Below are 22,505 nucleotides of genomic sequence, written 5' to 3' on the forward strand. Positions count from 1 at the left end.
GGGGCCGTAGGGGTGGGGTCCGGAACGCTGACGTGTATTTGTGGGCCGGAGTGCCGGGTGAGATGACGGTTCCGGGTTTGCGGCCCGTAAATATGCGGTGGAGGACCCCACCCCGTAGGCCCCGACCCCGCACCCACCCACACACGTCGCCACCCCACCCCGTAGGCCCCGACCTCGCACCCACCCAGGGGGTCAGCCAGTCACGTCTCGCCATGCTGCCGTCAGGGCTGAGGCGACCTCGATGGAGGTTAGGGGGCGGGGGGCCAGGTGGCGGGCGGCTAGGCCGTGGAGGTAGGCGGCGGTGGAGGCGGCGTTGTGGGGGGTGAGGCCGGCGGCGAGGAGGGAGCCGGTGAGGCCGGAGAGGACGTCGCCGCTGCCGGCGGTGGCCAGCCAGCCGGTGCCGGTGGGGTTGGCGCGTACGGGGTGGGAGGGGGTCGCGACCAGGGTGGTGGAGCCCTTGAGGAGGGCCGTCGCGCCGTAGCGGTCGGCCAGGGCCCGTACGGAAGCCAGGCGGGAGGATTCGACCTCTTCGCGGGTCGTCCCCAGGAGCGCCGCCGCCTCGCCCGCGTGGGGGGTCAGGAGGGTGGGGGCCTCGCGGGCCCGAAGCTGGCCGGCGGGCGGCAGGAGGTGGAGGGCGTCTGCGTCGATCAAGGCCGGGACGTCCGAGGCCAGGACGTCCGCCATCGCCTGGTGCGCGCCCTCGTCGTCGCCCACGCCCGGGCCGATCACCCACGCCTGGACGCGCCCGGCCTTCCTCGGCGGGCCGGCGGTGACGAGGCCTTCGGGGAAGCGGGCGATCACCGCGTCCGAGCCGGGTCCGACGTAGCGGATCGCGCCGGCGCCGCCGCGCAGGGCGCCCGCGACGGTCAGTACGGCCGCGCCCGGGTAGCGGCTGGAGCCCGCGACGACGCCGACGACGCCGCGCCGGTACTTGTCGCTCTCCGCCGCCGGGCGCGGCAGCAGCGCGGCGACGTCCGCGTGCTGGAGGGCCTCGATGTCGGGTTCGGGGAGCCGCAGACCGATGTCGACGAGGCGGAGCGCGCCGGCGTGTTCGTGCGCCGGGTCGATGAGCAGGCCGGGTTTGTACGCGCCGAAGGTGACGGTGGCGTCGGCGCGTACGGCCTCGCCGGTGACCTCGCCGGTGTCCGCGTCGATGCCGCTCGGCAGGTCGACGGCGACGACCGTGCCCGTCGCGGCCCGCATCAGGGCCTGCGCGTCCGGGCGCAGGCCGCCCTTGCCGCCGATGCCGACGATGCCGTCGACGACGAGGTCGGCCCGGGCGACGGCGGCGGTACCGTCGCCCGCGGTCAGGACGCGGCCGCCGGCGGCGCGCAGGGCGGCGAGGCCGCCGGGATGCGTGCGCTCCGGGGCGAGCAGCACGGCGCTCACGCCGGCGCCGCGCCGCGCGAGCCGCGCGCCGGCGTACAGGGCGTCGCCGCCGTTGTCGCCGCTGCCGACGATGAGGGCGACGCGCGCCCCGTAGACGCGGCCGAGCAGGCCGGCGCAGGCGGCGGCGAGTCCGGCGGCGGCGCGCGCCATGAGGGCGCCGTCCGGGAGTCGTGCCATCAGTTCGCGTTCGGCGGCCCGTACTTTCTCCACGCTGTAGCCAGTCCTCATGCGTCCAGTGTCGGCGACGCGGGTGGGCGCGTCAGGGCGGCGGTTCCCGGCCCGCGCGTCGTCTGGTGCGGGGCGGGGCGGGTAGGCGGAGTGCGTGCCCCCACCACGTAACCGAAGGCGGAGACGACCTCCGGCGCGCCGCTGCGAGTGCTGTACAGCTGTGCGGCCTGAGACACTGGCGGTGATGAGTGAGACACAGATGCGCGCTCGTGCCGTTGTCGACCTGGCCGCGCTGCGGGAGAACGTACGCGCCCTGCGGGCCCGTGCGCCGCGCGCCGAGCTGATGGCCGTGGTCAAGGCCGACGCGTACGGACACGGCGCGGTGCCCTGCGGGCGCGCGGCCCGCGAGGCCGGGGCGACGTGGCTGGGGACGGCCACGCCGCAGGAGGCGCTGGCGCTGCGCGCCGCCGGCGACCGGGGGCGGCTGATGTGCTGGCTGTGGGCGCCCGGCGACCCGTGGCGCGAGGCCATCGAGGCGGACATCGATGTCTCGGTGAGCGGGCTGTGGGCGCTGCGCGAGGCGGAGGCCGCCGCGGTCGCGGCCGGCCGGGTGGCGCGCGTCCAGTTGAAGATCGACACGGGGCTCGGCCGGAACGGCTGCCAGCCCGCCGACTGGCCCGACCTGGTCGCCGCCGCGCGCGCCGCGGAGCAGCGTGGTGCCCTCAAGGTCACCGGCCTGTGGTCGCACTTCGCCTGCGCGGACGAGCCCGGTCACCCGTCCATCCAGGCGCAGCTCGCGGTCTTCCGGGACAGCGTCGGCCACGCCGAGGCGCGGGGGCTGGATCCGGAGGTGCGCCACATGGCGAACTCCCCGGCGACCCTGACCCTGCCCGAGTCGCACTTCGACCTCGTACGGCCCGGCATCGCCGTGTACGGGGTGTCGCCGTCGGCCGAGATCGGCGTCCCCGGCGACTTCGGCCTGCGGCCCGTGATGACGCTGAGCGCGTCGCTGGTCAGCGTCAAGCGGGTGCCGGGCGGCCATGGGGTGAGCTACGGGCACAAGTACGTCACGCCCGGCGAGACGACCCTCGCCCTCGTCCCCCTCGGCTACGCCGACGGCATACCCCGCGCCGCGTCCGGCACCGGGCCCGTCCTCATCTCGGGGAAGCCGCGCACGGTCGCGGGGCGGGTGGCCATGGACCAGTTCGTGGTCGACCTCGGCGGGGATGACGCGGCGGTCGGCGACGAGGTGGTGCTGTTCGGGCCGGGCGACCGGGGCGAGCCGACCGCCGAGGACTGGGCGCGGGCCACCAACACCCTCGGATACGAGGTCGTCACGCGCATCTCCGCGCGCGTGCCCCGCGTCTATGTCGGTGAGAGCGATGCCACGGGGGGCGCAGCATGAGCGAGGCGACGAGCGGCCCGGGCGCGGCCGCCGCCAAGGGACTGAACTGGGGCTGGAAGCGCGGCGCGGGGGTGGCGGGCGCGGCGATAGGGGTGGTCGCGGCCGGCGCGGCGGCGGGCGTCGCCCTGGAGCGGCTGACGGTCGGCCGCGGCATGCGGCGCCGGGCCCGGGTGGCGCTGGACTCCGCGGGGCCGTACGGGACGCTGCGCGGCACCCCCGGCACGGCCGTAGCGGAGGACGGCACGGAGCTGTACTACGAGGTGGACGAGGCGGACGGGGCCGCGCCCCAGGGCGACGCGCAGGGCGCGGCGCTGCGCACGCGGCTGTTCGGGCGGCGTGCGCCGCGGCAGCCGGTCACCGTCGTCTTCTCGCACGGCTACTGCCTCGGGCAGGACGCCTGGCACTTCCAGCGGGCGGCCCTGCGCGGCGCGGTCCGCGGCGTCTACTGGGACCAGCGCAGCCACGGGCGCTCGGAGCGCGGGCGCGCCCAGCGCGCGAGCCGGGAGCGCGTCGGGGAGGCCGAGGACAGCGCGCCGGTCTCCATCGATCTGCTCGGCCGGGACCTGAAGGCCGTCATCGACGCGGCGGCGCCCGAGGGGCCGCTGGTGCTGGTGGGGCACTCGATGGGCGGCATGACGATGATGGCGCTGGCCGCGCAGTACCCCGGTCTGGTCGCCGAACGCGTCGTCGGCGCCGCCTTCATCGGCACCTCGGCGGGCAACCTCGCCGACGTCAACTACGGGCTGCCCGTCGTCGGGATGAACGCGGTGCGGCGCGTACTGCCCGGCGTCCTGAAGGCCCTGGGCTCGCAGGCCGACCTGGTGGAGAAGGGGCGGCGGGCGACCGCGGACCTCTTCGCGGGCATCATCAAGCGCTATTCGTTCGGGGCCAAGGACGTCGATCCGGGGGTGGCGCGGTTCGCGGAGCGGCTGATCGAGGCGACCCCCATCGACGTCGTCGCCGAGTTCTACCCGGCCTTCGCCGAACACGACAAGATCGAGGCGCTGTGCGCCTTCGACCACATGCCCGCGCTCATCCTCGCGGGCGCGGGCGACCTGATCACCCCGAGCGAGCACAGCGAGGCCATCGCCGCCGCGCTCCCCGACGCCGAACTGACCCTCGTGCCGGACGCCGGGCACCTGGTGATGCTGGAACACCCCGAGACCGTCAACGCCCGGCTGGCGGAGGTGCTGGCCGCGGCCGGCGCGGGCGAGGCGCTCACCACGCGGGCCGCGTCCGGCGAGGGCACGGAGCGCGGCTGACGGCCGGCGGTTTCACCGGGGGCTCACAAGGCTCTTTTACGGACGCGGGCGGGCCTGCCGGTGCTACCGCGGGACGGCTGGGCGGCTCGTACGGGCGCGCGCACGGCTGTGGCGCCCGTACGAGCCGGACGCACGGGGCGCACGGCTCCAGATCATGGGGCTCGGGCCCGTACCATCGGCCGGTATGAACGTCCCGTACACCGAGACCGTGACCGCCACCGCACAGATCACCGTCGAGACGCCCGAGCGCATGCGCGAACTGGGCCGCGCCCTCGCCGCGCTGCTGAGCCCCGGCGACCTCGTGCTGCTCTCCGGCGAGCTGGGGGCCGGCAAGACGACGCTCACCCGTGGCCTGGGCGAAGGGCTGGACGTGCGCGGCGCCGTCACCTCCCCGACCTTCGTCATCGCGCGCGTGCACCCGCCGCTGGGGGACGGGCCGGCGCTGGTGCACGTGGACGCGTACCGGCTGAACGGCGGCCTCGACGAGATGGAGGACCTGGACCTCGACGTCTCGCTGCCGGACTCGGTGATCGTCGTGGAGTGGGGCGACGGGAAGGTCGAGGAGCTGTCGGAGGACCGGCTGCACGTCCTCATCGAGCGGGCGGTGGGCGCGGAGCCGGCGGCCGGGGGCGAGGGTGACGGCGAGTACGACGGCGACGACGTACGGCAGGTGACGCTGACCGGCGTGGGCGCGCGGTGGGCGAGCGTGGATCTGACGGCCCTGGGGGCTTAGGGGTTTCTCTCAGTGACCGGTACGGCGGGTTCCGCGACGGGGTGCCGCTCACATTCCGACAAGCCGTCGGCAAGATGTTGCGCGCGCGGTGTCGCGCGTGGTCACATGGAGGCGTATAGAGCCGGTTAGGTGTACCTAACCCATACCTGTCCGCCCCAGCAGCCCCAGGAGGCAACCATGTCGGCCCAAGAGCCCGCAGCTCCCGTGGCAGCCCGGCGCGACGAGGAGCGGCAGCCCTCGATGAGCGACCTGCTGGCGTCCTGCGCCGCGGCCAGCGCGGTCTCCACGCCGCCGACGGCCCCGGAGGCCGCCGGCCCGCGGACGGACGAGGGCTCGGCGCCCGCCGGGACGGACTGCCCGGCCGAGGCCGGGCCGCACGCCGCGTAGACGCCCCGCGTTAGCCCATACGGGGGAACGGCCCTACGGGACCACGACCACCTTCGTGCCGGTCGTGGCGAACTTCCACATCGCGGCCCCGTCCGCCCGCTGCTCGCGCACCGCGCCCGTCTTCTTCGTCGCGTTCGGGTCCGGCGTCGAACCGTCGAGGGCCGCGCTGAAGCCGAAGACGATGCCGCCTTCCCCGATGTGGAACTGCACCACGTGCTCGACCTGAACCCCGTCCGAGCCGAGCAACTGCGGCGAACGGCCCCTCGGGGGGACCTGGTACGTGCCCGGCTCAGGGCTCACCGAGCTGGGCGCGACCTCGAACGTCCGCGTCGCCTGCTCGTTCTCGCCCACCAGCCACACGCGCTTCGCCTTGAGCGCGTAGACGACCCGCAGCCCGGAGCCCGACGAGGCCGGGATGGCGGTGGACGCCTTGTCCTTGCCGTCCGGGCCGCCCTTGCCGTCGCCCTTGCCCTTGTCCTTCGGGTGACCGGACGGGGAGGAGTGCGCGGCGCCGGCCTTCGCCGGGTTGTCCGGCGCGGCCGATGCCTGGAAGGCGAGGAATCCGACCACGGCGAGTGCCGCCGCGGTGAGCCCGGCCACGACCGGCCCCGAGCTGCTGCGTGCCACGCTGCGCACCCTTTCGTCCTACGTACGACTTTGCGGCTGACCGTAGCACCCGGCCGCCCCGCCGCCGCGCCGTCGGCGGGGGCGGGCGGTCCGGCCCGCCCGGCCGGGGGCGGGCCGGACGGGGAAACGGGGGCCGCGCCGCGCGCCGTAGGCTGTATGTGTGCTGCTGCTCGCTCTTGATACCGCCACCCCCGCCGTCACCGTCGCGCTCTACGACGGGGACGGCGGCGCCGTCGTAGCCCAGTCGAACCAGGTGGACGCCAGGCGCCACGGGGAACTGCTGCTGCCCTCCGTCGACCGCGTGCTGTCCGACGCGGGCGTGGGGCTCGCCGCCGTGACCGGCGTCGTCGTCGGCGTCGGCCCCGGCCCGTACACCGGGCTGCGGGTCGGCCTCGTGACGGCCGCCTCCTTCGGCGAGGCCCTGGGGGTCCCGGTGCACGGGCTGTGCACGCTGGACGGGATCGCTTACGCGGCCGGGGCGACGGGGGAGCTGCCCGGGGAGTTCGTGGTGGCCACCGACGCCCGGCGCAAGGAGGTGTACTGGGCGCGGTACGCCGATGCCCGTACGCGCGTCGGCGAGCCCTCCGTCGACCGGCCCGACGACATCGCGGACGCCGTCGGGAGCCTGCCGGCGGTCGGCGCGGGCGCGCTGCTCTACCCGGACGCGTTCGCGGACCTGCGGCCCGATCTGCCGCAGCACCAGTCCGCGGCCGCGCTGGCCGCCCTCGCGGCCGAGAAGCTCGCCGCGGGCGAGGAGCTGCCGGCCCCGCGGCCGATGTACCTGCGCCGTCCGGACGCCAAGGTGCCGGCCAACTACAAGGTGGTCACGCCCCGGTGACCGCCTCGGCCGCCCCCGTGTCCGTACGGGAGATGCGCTGGTGGGACCTCGGCCAGGTGCTGCCGCTGGAGCGCGAGTTGTTTCCGGATGACGCCTGGTCCAAGGGGCTGTTCTGGTCCGAGCTGGCGCACGCGCGCGGCCCGGGGGCCAACCGCCGCTACGCGGTGGCCGAGGACGCCGAGGGCCGCATCGTCGGCTACGGCGGCCTCGCCGCCAACGACGGCACCGGCGACATCCAGACCATCGCCACCGCCCGCGACCACTGGGGCACCGGCCTCGGTGCGCGCCTGCTGACCGAGCTGCTCGCCGCCGCCACGGCCTTCGAGTGCCACGAGGTCCTTCTGGAGGTCCGCGTCGACAACGACCGCGCCCAGCGGCTGTACGAGCGCTTCGGCTTCGAGCCCATCGGCGTCCGCCGCGGCTACTACCAGCCCGGCAATGTCGACGCCCTCGTCATGCGCCTCCCCGGCCCGTCCCCCCACGGCGAGAACGGCCCGGGCGCCCAGGGGACGTCCGAGAGCCGCGTCTGATCAGAATCGAGCCCATGGGGAACATGACTGCCGGCGGTCCCGAGCAGCCCCTGATCCCGCAGCCGCCCAGTACCGTTACCGCGCTGCGCCAGGCTGTCGCCCAGATCGCGCCGGCGGCGCTGCCCGCCTTCACCCGCGAGCTGGACCAGGCCGCCGATCAGGCACGGCAGGGCTCCGACCCCGCCCCACTGCGGCGTTTCACCACTCAGTGGGCCGCTTATGTGCAGATTCAGCGTCAGCCGCGCATCGCCGTGCGCCTTCGGGAGCTGGAAGACCTCACCGAGTCGGCCGACGCGGCCCAGGTCCGCCGGGCCGCTGCCGAGATCGGCGGCATCCTCGACGATGCCTACGCCTACGCCTGCGCCGCCGTCGCTCGGGTGGAGCGCTGAGCACCCGCGGTTTTCGCTGACGCCCGGGCGCGGGTGTCAGGGGCGGTTGGTCGGGGAGGCGACGGCGGCTCGGGTGCCCTCCGGGGCGGCGATGTTGAAGTCGGTGGCCAGGACGCGTACGACCTCGTCGGTGTCGGCCAGTTCGCGTTCCGTGCGGGTGCCGTCGGGGCCGGTCGCCACGAGCGTGTGGCCCCGCAGGGCCAAGTGGCCCTCCGGGGTGCTGCGGTGGGCGGAGAGGGTGTGGGAGAAGGGGGAGCGGGGGCTGGTGGCCATGTACCAGTTGAGTACTTCGAGGTCCGCGGGGGCGACGGGGTCAAGGGTGAAGGCGTACTGGTCGGCCCAGACGCCGGCCTCCGGGGCCTGGAGCACCCACAGGTCCAGGAGCCCGTCGTGTTCCGTCGCCCGTACCAGGCGGTGCAGGCGGGGGCCCGCCCGGAATTCGGTGCCGGCGACGAGCGGGACCGCTTCGAGCAGGCCGGTGGCGCCGCCGAAGCCGACATCGGCGAGGTAGCGGCCCTCCTCGCCGGGGACGCGGACGATCAGCAGCATGTGGGTGCGCGGCCGTACGGCGTCGTGGCCCCCGGCCCGCAGCACCCGCGCCGTGTGCATCGTGACGTGGAAGCCGAGGGACTTGAGCACTGCGGCGAAGAGGGTGTTCTGCTCGAAGCAGTAGCCGCCGCGCCCGCCGCGTACGAGCTTGGCCTCCACGTCGGGCAGCGCCAGCGAAGGGGCCGAGCCCAGCACGGCGTCCAGGTTCTCGAACGGGATGCTGTGCAGGTGCGCGCGGTGCAGGGAGCGCAGCGTGTCCGCGCTCGCCCGCCGCTCGCCGCTCCAGCCGACGCAGGCCAGATAGGCGTCCAGGTCGAGGCTGGGGGCGGCCCCGCCGCCCCCGTCGGCCCCGCCGGCCCTGGTGGTCGTCGTGCTCGCGGGCTCGGTGATCAGAGACATGCGTACGACTGTACGGCCGGGCCGTGCCGAAGTGGTGGCCGAGTATTCCGGTTGCCCCGGGACCCCCGGTGAGCTGCCGGGTTGCGGGATGGCGACTGCGGTGGGTTAGCCTGCGATCACAGGTGGTGATGGCGGTCCGTGGGCCGTCTCGCCGTGCGGCGCCAGGGAGTTGACGTACGTGAAGGACCCGCAGATCGCAGAGCTCATCCGGTTCGTCCGCGAACGCTCGCCGTTCTACCGCGAGTTGTACGCGGGGCAGCCCGATGACGCGGCGGAACTGGCCGCGCTCCCGCTCGTCCCGATGCGCGAGTACTGGGCGGCGCACGGCCTGCGCGACAGCCGGGTGCTGACGGGTCCGCACACGGACGGCGTCGTCTTCAACACCGGCGGCACCACGTCCGCGCCCCGGATCTCCGTCTACACCTGGGACGAATGGCGGTCGGCGGGCCGCCGGTTCGGCGAGGCGCTCGTTGCCGCGGGGCTGCGCCAGGGCGACCGGGTCGCCAACCTCTTCTACGCCGGACGGCTCTACCCGAGCTTCGTCTTCCTCTACGACTGCGTGCAGGACCTGCCCGTCCGCACCGTGCAGCTACCGATCAGCGGCAACGCGCCGCTCGACTTCACGGTCGGCGTCATGCGCGACTTCGCCGCCACCGTCGTCGCCGCGCCGCCCACCTCGCTGTGCCGGCTCGCCACGGAGGTCGTCGGCTCCGTGGGCGCGCTGCCGGACGTACGGCTGGTGCTGTTCGGCGGGGAGGCGTGCTACGAGGACCAGCTCGCCCTCATCGCCCGCGCGTTCCCCGGCGCCGAGGTCCGCTCCGGCGGCTACGGCAGCGTGGACGCGGGCGGCCTCGGCGGCCCGGTACCGGGCGAGCCCGACACCCGCGTGCACGAGACCTTCCCGGACAAGGTGCTGGAACTGCTCGACCCGGACACCGGCGAGGTCGTCGAGGAGCCGGGGCGGCCCGGCCGGGTCGTCGTCACCGACCTCACGCGGCGGCTCATGCCGCTGCTGCGCTACCCCGTCGGCGATCTCGCCGAGTGGGTCGACTTTCCCCGCCGCCGCTTCCGGCTGCTCGGCCGCTCCGGCGAGGAGGCCAAGGTCGGCACGGTCAACGTGGACCTGGAGGGCCTGCACCGGCTGGTGGAGAGCGCCGACGACGCGGGCCGGGCCGTCGGCATGCAGGCCGTGGTGCGGCACCGGGAGGGGCTGGACGAACTCGTCCTGCGGCTGGCGGGCTCCGCCGCCCCCGCGGCGGACGCGGACGCGGCCGGCCGCGCCGACCTGGAGCGGGCCCTCACCGCGCGCGTGCACGTCGAGGACTTCGCCGAGACCCTGGAACTGGGCCTGATCCACCCCCTCGCCATCGAGTGGGTCGGCCCGGACGGCCTCGTCAGCAACCCCCGCACCGGCAAGCGGCTCCGGCTCGTCGACGAGCGCGTCGGGTGAGAGTCGACAAGGGCGTCGGGTGAGAGCTGACGAGGGCGATGTGAGTGATGCGGGAGATACGGGCGGGCAACGGTGTGGGGGAGTGCCCGTGCGGCCGTGCCCATGCCCGCCCCGCACCCGCGCCCGTACTCACGCTCGTACGTACGCCCGTACCCACGTCCGTGCCCATATCCACCGGTCCGCGTCCGCCGCCCGGCCGTCGCGGGTGACCCTTCGAACGCGAACTCCCTCTCCGTACAAAGCCGTTGGTCGTGGGCCCGGGGGCCCCGCCGGACGGCTCCTCGGCGTTCGCGGGCTGTGACCTCACCCCCGCGGTGCTCGTTGCTCTCGTGAACACCGCAAGCGACGCTTGCCCAGCGAACGGAGACGCACTCGTGACGACGCTCACCGCTGCCGGGGAGGAGATCATTCCGCTCACCTTCGGCGGCCTCGCGTACGAGGGGCGGATCGTGCACCGGCCGGGCGCCCGTCTGGCGCCCGTGGTCCTGGTCGGCGGCGCCTTCCAGACCAAGGCCGGCTGGGGGCGGGTGGAGCAGGGGTTCCTGGCGGAGGCGACCGTGATCACCATGGACCTGCCCGGTGGCGGCGACGCCGACCGGCTGCCGCCCGAGTGCGGCTTCGACTTCCTCACCGGCGCGCTCGACCACCTGCTGACCTCCGTCGCCCCGGGCCCGGTCAACGTCTTCGGCGCCTCCTACGGCAGCGCCGTCGCCTACCGCTGGGCCCAGCTCCACCCCGAACGCTGCGCGCGGCTCCTGCTGTTCGGCACCATGGCGCAGATGACGGAGCATGTGCGCGGGGTGCTCCAGCGCTCCCTCGACCTCGCGGCGCAGGGGCGGCACGAGGAGTTCGTCGGGCATGTGCTGGACGGCCTGGTCTGCCTGGAGCCGGACGCCGCCATCGCCCGCCGCAACGTCGTCATCCGCTGCCTGACCAGCATGCTCAACAATATGACGGCGGACGAACTCGACAAGTACCGCGACAACACGACCCGGCTGCTCGACTACACCGGCGACCCCGAGGGCGAGCCCGCCACCGTCCCCATCCTCGTCGCGACCGGCGAGTACGACCCGCTGACGACGCCCCTGCTGAGCCGGGCGGCGGCGGCCCGCTGCGGCGACGCGCGCTTCACCACCATCAAGGGCGCCGACCACATGGCCCATTTGGAGCGGCCCGCCGAGGTCGTCGACCTGGCGGTGCGGTTCTTCGACGGCCGGCCGCTCGGCGGCCTCGACTACTGCGGCCCCATCGAGTACTTCGGGCGTACGGGCCGACTCGCGACGGTGCCGCCGGGGCGGGTGCCCGAGCGGTAGGCGGCAGGGGCGCGTGGAGGCTCGTGCTCGTACGCGCGGGCCCGTGGGAGTGGTCCGTACGCGGCCTCGCGATACTGCTCGCTACCGCTCGTCGTTCCGGCGGGCCAGCAGGCCGTCGATGATCGCGGTGATCTCCTCCGCGACGTCGTAGTCCGCCGTCAGCTCCAGCCAGCGGTCGGCGAGCGAGGTCAGCCGGGGCAGCTCGGCCGGGTCGGCCTCGGCGGGGACGGCGAGCATCTCGGGGAAGTACCGGCGGCGGCCGGGCTGTTCGGCGCGGCGGGCCATGGCGGCCTGGAAGACGAGTTCGCCGTAGACGTAGTGCCACAGCGTCCGGTACGCCCGTACGGCCTGGTGCTCGCTCAGTCCGCAGCGCATCGCCGAGTCGATGATCTCCTCGACCATCCACAGCGCGTGCCGGTCGGTGACGTCGCCGAGGCCGAGGATCTCCACGACCCACGGCATCCGCCGCAGGATGTCGTGCATATGGACGGCGACGGCGCGGAGCCGGGCGCGCGGTTCGGCCGGGAGGTCGGGGCGGGGGAGGGCGCGGGCGGTGCCGACGAGCACGTGCATCAGCAGCTCGTCCTTGTCCTGGACGTGGTGGTAGAGGGCCATCGGCGTGCTGCCGACCTCCTTGGCCAGCCGTCGCATGCTCAGGGCCGCGACGCCTTCCTCCTCCAGGACGCGGCGCGCGGTCGCGACGATCGTCTCCAGTTCGAGCCGGCGGGGCCGTCCGACGGGCCGCTTGTTCCGGTCTTTGGTCTCGGTGGAGCCCTGGGAGGAGTCCTTGGCGGACTCCTCGGACGGGCTCTTCGTCACGTCCTTCGTCACGGTTCCCATTCTCTCAGCGGATAGTTTCTATACGCGTATAGTAATCTCGCCGCCGGGGGCTCGCGGAGCGCGATCCCCTCAGACACGACGGAACGCGGCATGACGCGACGGAAGGGGACGGGCGTGGACGACGGGGACCGGCAGACGCGCTGGCTACTGGTGGTGGCGCTCACGGTGCAGTTCACGGTGGCGCTCGACATGGCGGTGGTGAACGTCGCGCTGCCCGACATGAAAGCGGACCTCGGCTTCACCGCCGAGGGCCTCCAATGGGTCGTGAACGCCTACGCCCTCGCCTTCGGCGGCCTGCTGATGCTCGGCGGCCGGCTCACCGACATCGCCGGCCGGCGGCGCACCCTGACGGCCGCCCTCGTCCTCTTCGGCGTCGCCAGCCTCGGCGGCGGACTGGTGTGGTCGCCGGGCGGGCTGATCGCCGCCCGCGCGGCGCAGGGCGTCGCGGCCGCGGCGCTCGCGCCCGTCGCCCTCGCCCTGATCACCGTCACCTTCCCGGCCGGGCCGGCGCGGTCGCGCGCGCTCGGGCTGTGGGGGATGGCCGGGGCGGCGGGCGGCGCGATCGGCGTGCTGGCGGGCGGGGTGCTCACGGAGGCCGCGGGGTGGCGGACCGTACTCCTGGTCAATGTGCCGATCGTGGTGTTCGCCTACGCGGCGGCCCGCCGCTCGGTCCCCGCCGACCGGCGGACCGGCCCGGCGCCGCGGCTCGACGCGGGCGGCGCGCTGCTGATCACGGCGGGGATGATGGTGCTGGTCCTGGGGGTCGTACGGACCGAGACGTACGGCTGGGGCTCGGCGATGACGATCGGTACGCTCGCGGCCGCGGCGGTGCTGCTGGCCGCGTTCGCCGTCGTGGAACTGCGGGTGGACCGGCCGCTGCTGCGGATGGGGCTGCTGGCCCACCGGCCGGTGCTGGCGGCCAATGTCTTCAATCTGCTGCTGGCGTCCGGACAGTTCGGCGCCTTCTACTTCTCCTCGCTCTACATGCAGCAGGTGCTCGGGTTCTCGGCCACCGCGACCGGCGCCGCGTTCCTGCCCTTCTGCGTCGGCCTGGTGGCCGGCTCGCTCGTCGCGCCGCGCCTGACCGCCCGGTTGTCGATGCGCTGGACGCTGGTGGCCGGCGGGGCGCTGGGCGCGGCCGGGTTCGCCTGGCTGGCCGGCGCGGCCGGCGTCGACGCCGGTTTCGCCGACTCGATCGTCGGGCCGTTCCTGGTGGCCAGCTTCGGGGTCGGGATGTGCTTCGTGCCGCTGGGCACGGCCGCGACCGAGGGGGTCGCGCCGGCCGAGGCGGGCATGGCCTCCGGGCTGCTCAACAGTTCCCGGCAGATCGGCGGGTCGGTGGGGCTGGCCGTCCTCGTCACCGTCGCCGCCGGTGCCGCGGGCACCTCGGGTGCGGCTGGAGGCTCGGCCGGTACCTCGGCCGAGGCGCAGGTCAGCGGGTACGCGGCCGCGTTCGGCGTGGGGGCCGTGCTGCTGGCGGCGGCCGCGCTGACAGCGCTGCTGCTCCCGGCCCGTACGGGGGCGGGGGAGGCGCGTACCGGCGAGGCGGCTGCGGCCTCCGGGGCCGGTGCCGGGCGCGACGGTAAGCGGGAGGGCGCGCCGCGCTGAGCGTATTCTTGACTTCGGACGAAGCGAAGTCAGGGCTCACGCGGAGTTCCGTGATGGGCCGCGTGGACGGGGAGGGCGGTCTCGCAGATGCACTGGTTCTGGTGGGTGTTCATCTTCTTCGCCCTGGGCGGTTTCACCAAGCTCGCCGACACCGCCCGTACGGCCTTCCGCACCCGCCACGAGCGAAAGCTGGAGCTGCTGGAGTCCGAGCGGCGCCAGCGCCAGGCGGAGCGGCAGGCCGTCGAGGCGGCGAACAAGCAGCCGGAGCCGGTCTGCGGCTGCGGGCACCACCTCGCGAAACACGACAAGCAGGGCAAGTGCCATGAGTCGGTCGAGGTGCCCGTCGCCTGGGACGCGGAGAAGAAGCCGGTGCAGTACGAACCGGGCGTGTGCAACTGCCAGCAGTACGTGGGACCGCAGCCGCTGACGACGCTGTACGCGCAGGACCTGACGGACCTGGCGTAGTCCGGCCGGCCGTTCAGCCGGCGGCGGGCTGCCCCAGCAGCATGGAGGGGGCGCCCGCCACTCGCGTCAGGAAGATCACGCAGGAGTTCGGCCCGGACGGCTTGAGCTTTCTGCGCAGTTCCTCCGGCTCCACCGCCGAACCCCGCTTCTTGATGACCACGACCCCGATGGCGCGCTCGCGGACGATCGCCTTCAGCTTCTTGAGGTTGAAGGGCAGTACGTCCGTGATCGCGTAGGCGGCGGCGTACGGGGTGGTCCGCATCTTGTCCGCCGTCACATAGGCGATGGTCGGATCGATCAGCCGGCCGCCCACCTGGCGCGCGACGTCCGCGACGAGGTGGGCGCGGATGACCGCGCCGTCCGGCTCGTACAGATACCGGCCGACCGGGCCCGGCTCCGGGTCGGGCAGGCCCGCGCCGAGCAGCGTGTACGGGCCGGGGAGCAGCGTCGCCGAGCGCGCGCCCGGCGCTCCCGTGCCGAACCAGAGCACGGCCTCCTTCACGTCCCCGCCGTCCGAGATCCACTCGGCCTCGGCCTCGGCGGGGATGATCTCGTGCGGGATGCCCGGCGCGATCTTCAGCGCGGCGTGCCGGGCCGTACGGGCCGCCTCGACGGCCCAGGACAGCGGCGGCGAGTACGCCTCCGGGTCGAAGATCCGGCCGCGCCCGCCGCGCCGGGCCGGGTCCACGAACACGGCGTCGTAGCCCGATGTGTCGACGTCCGCGACGTCCGCGCGGCGCACCTCGATGAGGCCGCCGAGGCCGAGGGCGGCGGCGTTGGCCCGTACGACCTCGCAGGTCTCCTCGGACCGGTCGACGGCCAGCACCGAGATCCCCGCTCGCGCGAGCGCGATGGCATCGCCCCCGATCCCGCAGCACAGATCCGCGACGCTCCGCACCCCCAGTTCCGCGAAGCGCCGCGCCCGGTGCGCGGCCACGCTCGCGCGCGTCGCCTGCTCCACGCCGCCGGGCGTGAAGTACATCCGGTACGCGTCCTCCGCCCCGAACTTCGCCACCGCCCGCTGCCGCAGCCGCGCCATCCCCAGCGCCGCCGAGACCAACTCGGCGGGATGCTCCCGCCGCAGCCGCGTCGCCGTGGCCAGCTCCTGCCCCGGCTCGTAATCACGCAGCCCCGCCAGCAACCGCTGCCCCTCCTCCCCGAGCAACGCCCCCAAGGCACCACCCCCGGCACCAGCCGACCCACCATCACCTCTAGCAACGACCACCCACCCATTCTCCCCGCCACCCGAGCATGCGCCCTGACGCCCCCGCCGGGGGCCTGCCGGCCCGCGTCCCAGAGGGGTGGTGTGGCCGCCCGGGCCCTGCCGGCCCGCGTCCCGGAGGGACGGCCTGGTTCCCCGGGCCCTGCTGGCCCCGCCTCGACGGACCGGCTCCGTGGGGCCGATCGCCCGCCCGTGATGGGTCGCCACGTCGGACACTCGACGGCCAGGCCCGCGTGATCCGCTCGCTCCGACTTCGACGGGCAGGTCACCCACGCTCGACGGGCTGGCCGCTTCGGCCCCGCGTGGCGGGGTGCCCCTGGCCCGCGCAAACCATGGCGTTCCAGGCCCCTCGGTGCGCACGTCGGTGCGCACGCGCCCGTACTCCAAACTTCTGGCGCGGGGCCAGTGCCCTGGCTCTCCCGGCCTGCCAGGCCTGCGGCGCGCGGGCTCGCGCATTCGGGCGAGGCCTGCCCGCCCCGGGGCCGGTGTGCGTGGTTCGAGCCCGCCCGGCGTTCGAGGGCGGTGCGCCGACTCGCCCGCGTCTCTGGTCCGGCCGGTGCGTGGACCGGTGTGCCCGACAGGTCTGCGGGCCGGGCCCCGGCACGACTGGTCTGCGGACGGCCCCGTGTGCGTGGTCCGGCCGGTACGTAGGCCGGTGCTCCCGGCCAGGTCCGCCCGGCGTTTGAGGGCGGGGCCGGGTCGGGGCGGTGGCCCGGCACGACTGGTCTGCGGGCGGCCCCGCATGCCTGGTCTGGCCAGTGCGTAGGCGGGTGCGCCCGAGCAAGCCCGCCCGGCGTTTGAGGGCCGGGCTCGGTGCGCCGACTCGCCCGGCCTGCGGGCCCGGCGTCTCTGGTCCGGTCGGTGCGTGGCCGCCGCAGCCGATCAAGCCTGCCCGGCGTTTGAGGGCTGGCTTCGGGACGGGCCCCGACTCGCCGGTCTGCGGGCGGGCCCGCGTCTGCTCCAGCCGGTACGTGGGCCGGTGCGTCCGAGCAAGCCCGCCCGGCGTTTGAGGGCCGGGGTCCGGGGCAGAGCCCCGGGGTCGGGGTCGGGGGCGCCCCCGTTGCGTTGCGCAGAATTGCGCCGCATTGGCACTCCGCTTGACCGAGTGCTAACCGCGTCATAGTCTCGCACCTGGCACTCTCCACCGGGGAGTGCCAAACACAGCGACGGGCAGATCCGGCACCCGCGACGACGGATCTCACCTGGTCGCCACCTCAGACAGTTAACCCCGTGAGATCTCCGAAGGGGGAGGTCGGATCGTGACGACCGCCAGCTCCAAGGTTGCCATCAAGCCGCTTGAGGACCGCATCGTGGTCCAGCCGCTCGACGCCGAGCAGACCACGGCCTCCGGCCTGGTCATTCCGGACACTGCTAAGGAGAAGCCCCAGGAGGGCGCTGTCCTGGCCGTGGGCCCGGGCCGCTTCGAAGACGGCAACCGTCTTCCGCTCGACGTCTCCGTCGGCGACGTCGTGCTCTACAGCAAGTACGGCGGCACCGAAGTGAAGTACAACGGCGAGGAGTACCTCGTCCTCTCGGCTCGCGACGTGCTCGCGATCATCGAGAAGTAATTCACCGAAGTTTGCCTGTTCTGCGCCCCTGGCTCCCCGCGTCTGAAATGCCGGGCGCCCGGGGCGCAGTTCGTTTGAGCGATAGCGGTCACCGCCGCGTGGCCGGGGATCGCAACGAGAGGACTTGAAGCAACTCATGGCGAAGATCCTGAAGTTCGACGAGGACGCCCGTCGCGCCCTTGAGCGCGGCGTCAACAAGCTTGCCGACACCGTCAAGGTGACCATCGGCCCCAAGGGCCGCAACGTCGTCATCGACAAGAAGTTCGGCGCCCCCACCATCACCAACGACGGCGTCACCATCGCGCGCGAGGTCGAGATCGACGACCCGTACGAGAACCTGGGCGCCCAGCTCGTCAAGGAGGTGGCGACCAAGACCAACGACATCGCGGGCGACGGCACCACCACCGCCACCGTGCTGGCCCAGGCGCTGGTCCGCGAGGGCCTGCGCAACGTCGCCGCCGGCGCCTCCCCCGCCGCCCTGAAGAAGGGCATCGACGCCGCGGTCAAGGCCGTGTCCGAGGAGCTTCTCGCGACCGCCCGCCCGATCGACGACAAGGCCGACATCGCCGCCGTCGCCGGCCTGTCCGCCCAGGACAAGCAGGTCGGCGAGCTCATCGCCGAGGCGATGGACAAGGTCGGCAAGGACGGTGTCATCACCGTCGAGGAGTCCAACACCTTCGGCCTGGAGCTCGACTTCACCGAGGGCATGGCCTTCGACAAGGGTTACCTGTCGCCGTACATGGTCACCGACCAGGAGCGTATGGAGGCCGTCCTCGACGACCCGTACATCCTGGTGCACCAGGGCAAGATCGCTTCGATCCAGGACCTGCTGCCGCTGCTGGAGAAGGTCATCCAGGCCGGCGCCTCCAAGCCGCTGCTGATCATCGCCGAGGACGTCGAGGGCGAGGCGCTCTCCACCCTCGTGGTCAACAAGATCCGCGGCACGTTCAACGCCGTGGCCGTCAAGGCCCCCGGCTTCGGCGACCGCCGCAAGGCCATGCTCGGCGACATCGCCACCCTCACCGGTGCGACCGTCATCGCCGAGGAGGTCGGCCTCAAGCTCGACCAGGCCGGTCTGGACGTGCTGGGCACCGCCCGCCGCGTGACCGTCACCAAGGACGACACCACCATCGTCGACGGCGGCGGCAACACCGACGACGTGGCCGGCCGCGTCAACCAGATCAAGGCCGAGATCGAGTCCACGGACTCGGACTGGGACCGCGAGAAGCTCCAGGAGCGCCTCGCCAAGCTCGCCGGCGGCGTCTGCGTCATCCGCGTGGGCGCGGCCACCGAGGTCGAGCTCAAGGAGAAGAAGCACCGTCTGGAGGACGCCATCTCCGCGACCCGCGCCGCGGTCGAGGAGGGCATCGTCTCCGGTGGCGGTTCCTCGCTCGTGCACGCCGCGAAGGTCCTGGGCAACTCCCTCGACAAGGAGGGCGACGAGGCCACCGGTGTCGCCGTCGTCCGCCGCGCCGTCGTCGAGCCGCTGCGCTGGATCGCCGAGAACGCCGGCCTGGAGGGCTACGTCATCACCTCCAAGGTCGCCGAGCTCGACAAGGGCCAGGGCTTCAACGCCGCGACCGGCGAGTACGGCGACCTGGTGAAGGCCGGCGTCATCGACCCGGTCAAGGTCACCCGCTCCGCGCTGGAGAACGCCGCGTCCATCGCGTCGCTGCTGCTCACGACCGAGACCCTGGTCGTCGAGAAGCCCGCCGAGGAGGAGCCGGAGGCCGGTCAGGGCCACGGCCACGCCCACTAGTCGGTACGCGTAGCCAGTACGCGGGCCGTCCACACGGCCATAGCGCACGGAGACCCGGCGCCCCTTCGGGGGAGCCGGGTCTTCTCGTGTCGGTACGCCTGCGGTGCCAGGTTTTGGGATGGAGGTTTCGGCCCGTACGCCCGTACGCCCGTACGCCCGCGATGCCGGGTTTTCGGTCCGTACCCGCCCGCGGCCTACTGTGGCCCGTACTTGCGGCCCGTGGACGACGTCACCCGCGAGAGCGCGCCGCGCGGGGTGAGCTTCGCGATGCCCATCAGCGTCTTGTACCGCGGGTCCGGGATGGACAGCGACTTGCCGCGGGCCAGGTCCCGCAGGGCCGCGTCGACCAGCTTGTCGGCGTCCAGCCACATCCAGGACGGGATGTTGCCGGTGCCCATGCCCGCCCGCCCGTGGAACTCGGTCCGTACGAAACCGGGGCAGAGCGCCATCAGCCGCACCCCGTTCCCGGCCAGGTCCCGGGCGGCGCCCTGGGTGAACTGGACGATCCACGCCTTGCTCGCCCCGTACGTGCCGCGCGGCACGAACGCCGCCACCGACGCGACGTTGACCACCCCGCCGCGCCCCCGCTCGCGCATCGAGGCCGCCGCCGCGCTCGTCAGCCGCAGCACCGCCTCGCAGTGCACCTTGAGCATCGTCAGCTCCTCGGCCATCGGCACGTCGAGGTAGTTGCCCTTGTTGCCGAATCCGGCGTTGTTCACCAGCAGGTCCACCGGGTGCGTACGGTCCGCGACGCGCTCCTCGACCGCGGCGATCCCCTTGTCCGTCGAGAGGTCGGCGCGGAGCACCTCGGCCTCCACGCCGTGCCGGTCGTGGAGTTCGGTCGCCTGGTCGCGAAGGCGCTCGGGGTCGCGTGCCACCAGCACCACGTTGTGCCCGTCGGAGGCCAGCCGCCGGGCGAAGGCGGCGCCGATGCCGGACGTCGCGCCCGTGATCAGTGCAGTCGTCATACGGGAACGTTAGTGTCCGGCGCGCCCTCGCCGCTCGTTCCTCGCCCGTCGTTCCCGGCCTCGGGGGCGGCGTAGTTGACGGCCTTTCGCATGGCTTCCTGGTGGAGCGCGTCGCCGGCGGCGAGGACGCGCGGCAGCAGTTCGCGCTCCGTTGTCAGCGCGCGGAAGAGGAACGCGACGCTCACCTCGTGGTCGGGCCGGTGCACCAGCTCGACGGGGTCGCCGGCGCGGATCTCGCCGGCTTCGAGCACCCGCAGGTACGCACCGGGCAGCGTGGCCTGCGTGAACCGGCGCACCCACCCCTTCTCCCGCAGCCAGCCCGCGAACGTACGGCACGGGATGCGCGGCGAGGTCACCTCCAGGAGCAGATCCGGGCCGACGCGCCAGCGCTCCCCGACGAGCGCGCCGCTGACGTCGATCCCGACGGTGGTGAGGTTCTCGCCGAAGGTGCCGGGCGCGATCTCGCGCCCCAACTCCCGTTCCCAGAAGTCGAGATCCTCGCGCGCGTAGGCGTAGACGGCCTGGTCGTCGCCGCCGTGGTGGCGCAGGTCGCAGACGGCGTCCCCCGCGACGCCGCTGCCCGCGGTGCCCTTGGGGCCGGGCGCGGCCACCGCCACGGGGCCCTCGGCGGGGCGCTTGTCGATGCCTGTCCCGGCATCCCAGTCGGTGTATTCGACGATCTTTGGCCGGCCGGTGTTCACGGTGAGCAGGTGCATGACCAGCAGGGTAGACGAAGTACCCCAAAGGGGTGGGTGAATATTTTCGGCCAACCCCAAGTCGCCCTTATGCTCAGGGCATGATCGAGGCTCGACATCTCCGGGTGCTGCGCGCTGTCGCCGTCACCGGCTCGCTCTCCGCCGCCGCCCGCGACCTGGGCTGCACCCAGCCCGCCGTCAGCCAGCAGATGAAGGCCCTGGAACAGTCGGCCGGCACGCCCCTGCTCGTCCGTACGGGGCGCGAGACCCGGCTCACCGAGGCCGGCGCGGCGCTGGTGCGGCACGCGACCGGCATCCTGTCCGGGCTCGCCGCAGCGGAGGAGGAGGTCGCGGCCATCGCCGGGCTGCGCGCCGGGCGGGTGCGGCTGGTCTCCTTCCCCAGCGGCAGCTCGACGCTGGTGCCCACCGCGCTGGCCGACCTGCGCGCCGCGCACCCCGGTACCCGCATCTCCCTGGTCGAGGCCGAGCCGCCGCGCTCGGTGGAGATGCTGCGCGCCGGCGACTGCGAGATCGCGCTGGCCTTCCGCTACCCGGACGTGCGCGGCGCGGACCCGGCCGCCGACGCGGAGTGGGACGACCTGGTCGTACGCCACCTGCTGACGGACCGGCTCGTCGGCGTCGTCCCGGAGGGGCACCGGCTCGCGGACGCGGAGCGGATCGCGGTGGGCGATCTGGCGGGGGAATCCTGGATCGCCGGCTGTCCGCGCTGCCGCAGCCATCTGGAGCGGGTGTGCGAGAGCGCCGGCTTCACGCCGCGGATCGACTTCGCCACGGACGATTATCCGGCGGTCTTCGGCCTGGTCGGAGCCGGTATGGGGGTGGCGGTGATGCCCGAGCTGGCCCTGGAGACGCTGCGCCCCAAGGGGGCCCGCACGGTGCGGGTGGAGCCCGCCGTGGAACGGGAGATCGTGGCGCTCACCCTGCCCGACCTGGACCGCGTACCCGCGGTCGCGGCCATGCTGGACCGCTTGGCGACGGCCGCCGCGCGCTGATCCGCCTGCCGGGCGCCGGTCCGCCTGCCGCGGGCTGATCCGAGTGCCGGGAGCTGGTCCGCCTGCTGGGCGCCGCCGGGCCTGCTGCGCGCTGATCTGCCTGGCTGGGCCGGCCGCCTGCTGCGGGCTGGTCCGCATGCCGGGCCGCGATCCGTCTGCTGTGCGCTTGATCCGTCTGGCGGGCGCTGGTCCGGCTGTCGGCGCTGATCCGTCTGCCGGGCCGGCTCGGCCGGATGGCGGATGAACGTTTCTTCAGTGGTCGGTCGCGTCGTCAGGAGCGGGGCGCGCCGGAGGCCGCGATCACCCGGTGCCGCGCCCGGCCCATGAGTTCCTCGCGCTCGTCCTCGGTGAGGCCGCCCCACACGCCGTACGGCTCCCGTACGGCGAGCGCGTGCGCCGCGCACTCCGAGCGCACCGGGCAGCGCATGCACACCTCTTTCGCGGAGGTCTCGCGCGCGCTGCGGGCGGCGCCCCGTTCACCCTCCGGGTGGAAGAAGAGGGAGCTGTCGACCCCCCGGCACGCGGCCAGGAGCTGCCAGTCCCACAGGTCGGCGTTGGGACCGGGAAGGCGGGAGAAATCTGCCATTGCTTATCCCCTTGGAAGCGTTCTGATCCGGACGCACTGCCCATGACCGTACATCCGCCGTGTAAGCAGATGTAAATATGACTCATTGCGAATCTAGCCATAGACACCTCCAAAATGGAAGAAAAATCCAAGAAGATGGGCAAATGGGGCATAGGGTAAAGGCGAGGGTGGTCGGGCCGGGCGTGTCCCGTCCCGCCTCGGCCCCCTCGCGTGGACTGCTGAAGGTGGCCGCCCGAGCCCGTAACTCTTTCGGGTGACCGTCGTTGAGAGTGCGAGGCGGTTGACGGATTAAGGACTCGGGCAGATGTCCGATGGCGTCGATCGCGCAGGTGACGATCAGTA

Annotated in this window: 22 protein-coding genes; 14 read left to right on the forward strand and 8 right to left on the reverse strand. The window is 73.6% G+C overall.

The features are described 5' to 3' along the window. Positions 1 to 192: 192 nt before the first annotated feature. Positions 193 to 1,617 (reverse strand): bifunctional ADP-dependent NAD(P)H-hydrate dehydratase/NAD(P)H-hydrate epimerase, encoded by a 1,425-nt coding sequence (locus IF55_RS29025; protein ID WP_030887468.1) that lies wholly within the window; start codon positions 1,615 to 1,617, stop codon positions 193 to 195. 184 nt (positions 1,618 to 1,801) lie between these two features. Here IF55_RS29025 and alr point away from each other — a divergent pair, with 184 nt between their 5' ends. The 4 genes from alr (at position 1,802) to IF55_RS29045 (ending at position 5,344) form a co-directional block, all read left to right on the forward strand. Further along, complete coding sequence (gene alr, locus IF55_RS29030; protein ID WP_030887471.1) at positions 1,802 to 2,962, forward strand: alanine racemase; 1,161 nt, start codon at positions 1,802 to 1,804, stop codon at positions 2,960 to 2,962. Next, positions 2,959 to 4,224, forward strand: coding sequence for an alpha/beta fold hydrolase (locus tag IF55_RS29035; protein WP_048832674.1), 1,266 nt, complete (start codon positions 2,959 to 2,961; stop codon positions 4,222 to 4,224). The genes alr and IF55_RS29035 overlap by 4 nt, the downstream gene beginning before the upstream one ends. Before the next feature lie 184 nt (positions 4,225 to 4,408). After that, a complete protein-coding gene (gene tsaE, locus IF55_RS29040) occupies positions 4,409 to 4,957 on the forward strand; it encodes a tRNA (adenosine(37)-N6)-threonylcarbamoyltransferase complex ATPase subunit type 1 TsaE (protein ID WP_030887476.1) in 549 nt (182 codons plus the stop codon). Between the two features lie 177 nt (positions 4,958 to 5,134). Beyond that, the gene (locus IF55_RS29045) at positions 5,135 to 5,344 is read left to right on the forward strand and encodes a hypothetical protein (RefSeq protein WP_037966301.1); all 210 of its coding nucleotides are present in this window, start codon (positions 5,135 to 5,137) and stop codon (positions 5,342 to 5,344) included. Positions 5,345 to 5,377: 33 nt separating this feature from the next. On the opposite strand, the gene IF55_RS29050 is transcribed toward IF55_RS29045, so the two are convergent. After that, positions 5,378 to 5,971: a hypothetical protein gene (locus IF55_RS29050; protein WP_030887479.1), complete on the reverse strand. Its 594-nt coding sequence runs from the start codon at positions 5,969 to 5,971 to the stop codon at positions 5,378 to 5,380. A gap of 160 nt (positions 5,972 to 6,131) precedes the next feature. Between IF55_RS29050 and tsaB the strand changes: the two genes are divergently transcribed. Genes tsaB through IF55_RS29065 form a run of 3 tightly spaced genes read left to right on the forward strand, consistent with a single transcriptional unit; the run spans position 6,132 to position 7,728 of the window. Further along, positions 6,132 to 6,809 (forward strand): tRNA (adenosine(37)-N6)-threonylcarbamoyltransferase complex dimerization subunit type 1 TsaB, encoded by a 678-nt coding sequence (tsaB, locus tag IF55_RS29055; protein WP_030887482.1) that lies wholly within the window; start codon positions 6,132 to 6,134, stop codon positions 6,807 to 6,809. 32 nt (positions 6,810 to 6,841) lie between these two features. Then, positions 6,842 to 7,339, forward strand: a complete 498-nt coding sequence (gene rimI / locus IF55_RS29060; RefSeq protein WP_048832690.1) for a ribosomal protein S18-alanine N-acetyltransferase — start codon at positions 6,842 to 6,844, stop codon at positions 7,337 to 7,339. Between the two features lie 23 nt (positions 7,340 to 7,362). Next, positions 7,363 to 7,728, forward strand: coding sequence for a hypothetical protein (locus IF55_RS29065; protein ID WP_030887489.1), 366 nt, complete (start codon positions 7,363 to 7,365; stop codon positions 7,726 to 7,728). A 36-nt stretch (positions 7,729 to 7,764) separates the two neighbouring features. On the opposite strand, the gene IF55_RS29070 is transcribed toward IF55_RS29065, so the two are convergent. Next, the gene (locus IF55_RS29070; protein WP_078645432.1) at positions 7,765 to 8,676 is read right to left on the reverse strand and encodes an arylamine N-acetyltransferase family protein; all 912 of its coding nucleotides are present in this window, start codon (positions 8,674 to 8,676) and stop codon (positions 7,765 to 7,767) included. A gap of 178 nt (positions 8,677 to 8,854) precedes the next feature. Here IF55_RS29070 and IF55_RS29075 point away from each other — a divergent pair, with 178 nt between their 5' ends. Next, positions 8,855 to 10,126: a phenylacetate--CoA ligase family protein gene (locus tag IF55_RS29075; RefSeq protein WP_048832675.1), complete on the forward strand. Its 1,272-nt coding sequence runs from the start codon at positions 8,855 to 8,857 to the stop codon at positions 10,124 to 10,126. Positions 10,127 to 10,500: 374 nt separating this feature from the next. Then, positions 10,501 to 11,439 carry an alpha/beta fold hydrolase gene (locus IF55_RS29080; protein WP_030887499.1) on the forward strand — a complete coding sequence of 313 codons (939 nt, stop codon included), beginning with the start codon at positions 10,501 to 10,503 and terminating at the stop codon, positions 11,437 to 11,439. 81 nt (positions 11,440 to 11,520) lie between these two features. On the opposite strand, the gene IF55_RS29085 is transcribed toward IF55_RS29080, so the two are convergent. After that, on the reverse strand, positions 11,521 to 12,279 hold the full coding sequence (locus IF55_RS29085) for a TetR/AcrR family transcriptional regulator (protein WP_048832676.1): 759 nt from the start codon (positions 12,277 to 12,279) through the stop codon (positions 11,521 to 11,523). Positions 12,280 to 12,369: 90 nt separating this feature from the next. Here IF55_RS29085 and IF55_RS29090 point away from each other — a divergent pair, with 90 nt between their 5' ends. After that, on the forward strand, positions 12,370 to 13,887 hold the full coding sequence (locus tag IF55_RS29090) for an MFS transporter (RefSeq protein ID WP_048832677.1): 1,518 nt from the start codon (positions 12,370 to 12,372) through the stop codon (positions 13,885 to 13,887). A gap of 87 nt (positions 13,888 to 13,974) precedes the next feature. After that, positions 13,975 to 14,352, forward strand: coding sequence for a hypothetical protein (locus IF55_RS29095; protein WP_030887508.1), 378 nt, complete (start codon positions 13,975 to 13,977; stop codon positions 14,350 to 14,352). 13 nt (positions 14,353 to 14,365) lie between these two features. On the opposite strand, the gene IF55_RS29100 is transcribed toward IF55_RS29095, so the two are convergent. Beyond that, positions 14,366 to 15,526, reverse strand: coding sequence for a class I SAM-dependent methyltransferase (locus tag IF55_RS29100; RefSeq protein ID WP_030887511.1), 1,161 nt, complete (start codon positions 15,524 to 15,526; stop codon positions 14,366 to 14,368). A 1,307-nt stretch (positions 15,527 to 16,833) separates the two neighbouring features. Between IF55_RS29100 and groES the strand changes: the two genes are divergently transcribed. Next, positions 16,834 to 17,142, forward strand: coding sequence for a co-chaperone GroES (groES, locus tag IF55_RS29105; RefSeq protein WP_030887514.1), 309 nt, complete (start codon positions 16,834 to 16,836; stop codon positions 17,140 to 17,142). 136 nt (positions 17,143 to 17,278) lie between these two features. After that, positions 17,279 to 18,901: a chaperonin GroEL gene (gene groL, locus IF55_RS29110; RefSeq protein WP_030887515.1), complete on the forward strand. Its 1,623-nt coding sequence runs from the start codon at positions 17,279 to 17,281 to the stop codon at positions 18,899 to 18,901. A gap of 194 nt (positions 18,902 to 19,095) precedes the next feature. Here the strand turns inward: groL and IF55_RS29115 are convergent, their stop codons facing one another. Further along, positions 19,096 to 19,869 (reverse strand): SDR family NAD(P)-dependent oxidoreductase, encoded by a 774-nt coding sequence (locus IF55_RS29115; RefSeq protein ID WP_030887518.1) that lies wholly within the window; start codon positions 19,867 to 19,869, stop codon positions 19,096 to 19,098. Further along, positions 19,866 to 20,585 carry an MOSC domain-containing protein gene (locus tag IF55_RS29120; RefSeq protein WP_048832680.1) on the reverse strand — a complete coding sequence of 240 codons (720 nt, stop codon included), beginning with the start codon at positions 20,583 to 20,585 and terminating at the stop codon, positions 19,866 to 19,868. Before IF55_RS29120 ends, IF55_RS29115 begins: the two co-directional genes overlap by 4 nt. An 80-nt stretch (positions 20,586 to 20,665) precedes the next feature. On the opposite strand from IF55_RS29120, the gene IF55_RS29125 reads away from it, so the two are divergent. Continuing rightward, positions 20,666 to 21,577 carry a LysR family transcriptional regulator gene (locus IF55_RS29125; protein ID WP_030887525.1) on the forward strand — a complete coding sequence of 304 codons (912 nt, stop codon included), beginning with the start codon at positions 20,666 to 20,668 and terminating at the stop codon, positions 21,575 to 21,577. 271 nt (positions 21,578 to 21,848) lie between these two features. Here IF55_RS29125 and IF55_RS29130 read toward each other — a convergent pair whose 3' ends face one another. Further along, entirely contained in the window at positions 21,849 to 22,163 is a 315-nt protein-coding gene (locus IF55_RS29130) for a WhiB family transcriptional regulator (protein WP_030887527.1), read from the reverse strand. Positions 22,164 to 22,505 lie beyond the last annotated feature (342 nt).

This window comes from Streptomyces varsoviensis (assembly GCF_000718635.1).
Classification (GTDB): Bacteria; Actinomycetota; Actinomycetes; order Streptomycetales; family Streptomycetaceae; genus Streptomyces; species Streptomyces varsoviensis.

Excerpts from the sequence above, each read along its gene's own strand:
- IF55_RS29130 (WP_030887527.1), bottom strand. The coding sequence starts at position 22,163 with ATGGCAGATTTCTCCCGCCTTCCCGGTCCCAACGCCGACCTGTGGGAC.
- IF55_RS29045 (WP_037966301.1), top strand. The coding sequence starts at position 5,135 with ATGTCGGCCCAAGAGCCCGCAGCTCCCGTGGCAGCCCGGCGCGACGAG.
- IF55_RS29025 (WP_030887468.1), bottom strand. The coding sequence starts at position 1,617 with ATGAGGACTGGCTACAGCGTGGAGAAAGTACGGGCCGCCGAACGCGAA.
- IF55_RS29035 (WP_048832674.1), top strand. The coding sequence starts at position 2,959 with ATGAGCGAGGCGACGAGCGGCCCGGGCGCGGCCGCCGCCAAGGGACTG.
- IF55_RS29120 (WP_048832680.1), bottom strand. The coding sequence starts at position 20,585 with ATGCACCTGCTCACCGTGAACACCGGCCGGCCAAAGATCGTCGAATAC.
- IF55_RS29115 (WP_030887518.1), bottom strand. The coding sequence starts at position 19,869 with ATGACGACTGCACTGATCACGGGCGCGACGTCCGGCATCGGCGCCGCC.
- IF55_RS29095 (WP_030887508.1), top strand. The coding sequence starts at position 13,975 with ATGCACTGGTTCTGGTGGGTGTTCATCTTCTTCGCCCTGGGCGGTTTC.
- IF55_RS29125 (WP_030887525.1), top strand. The coding sequence starts at position 20,666 with ATGATCGAGGCTCGACATCTCCGGGTGCTGCGCGCTGTCGCCGTCACC.
- IF55_RS29090 (WP_048832677.1), top strand. The coding sequence starts at position 12,370 with ATGACGCGACGGAAGGGGACGGGCGTGGACGACGGGGACCGGCAGACG.
- rimI (WP_048832690.1), top strand. The coding sequence starts at position 6,842 with ATGCGCTGGTGGGACCTCGGCCAGGTGCTGCCGCTGGAGCGCGAGTTG.
- IF55_RS29085 (WP_048832676.1), bottom strand. The coding sequence starts at position 12,279 with ATGGGAACCGTGACGAAGGACGTGACGAAGAGCCCGTCCGAGGAGTCC.
- IF55_RS29070 (WP_078645432.1), bottom strand. The coding sequence starts at position 8,676 with ATGTCTCTGATCACCGAGCCCGCGAGCACGACGACCACCAGGGCCGGC.
- tsaE (WP_030887476.1), top strand. The coding sequence starts at position 4,409 with ATGAACGTCCCGTACACCGAGACCGTGACCGCCACCGCACAGATCACC.
- groL (WP_030887515.1), top strand. The coding sequence starts at position 17,279 with ATGGCGAAGATCCTGAAGTTCGACGAGGACGCCCGTCGCGCCCTTGAG.
- IF55_RS29065 (WP_030887489.1), top strand. The coding sequence starts at position 7,363 with ATGACTGCCGGCGGTCCCGAGCAGCCCCTGATCCCGCAGCCGCCCAGT.
- alr (WP_030887471.1), top strand. The coding sequence starts at position 1,802 with ATGAGTGAGACACAGATGCGCGCTCGTGCCGTTGTCGACCTGGCCGCG.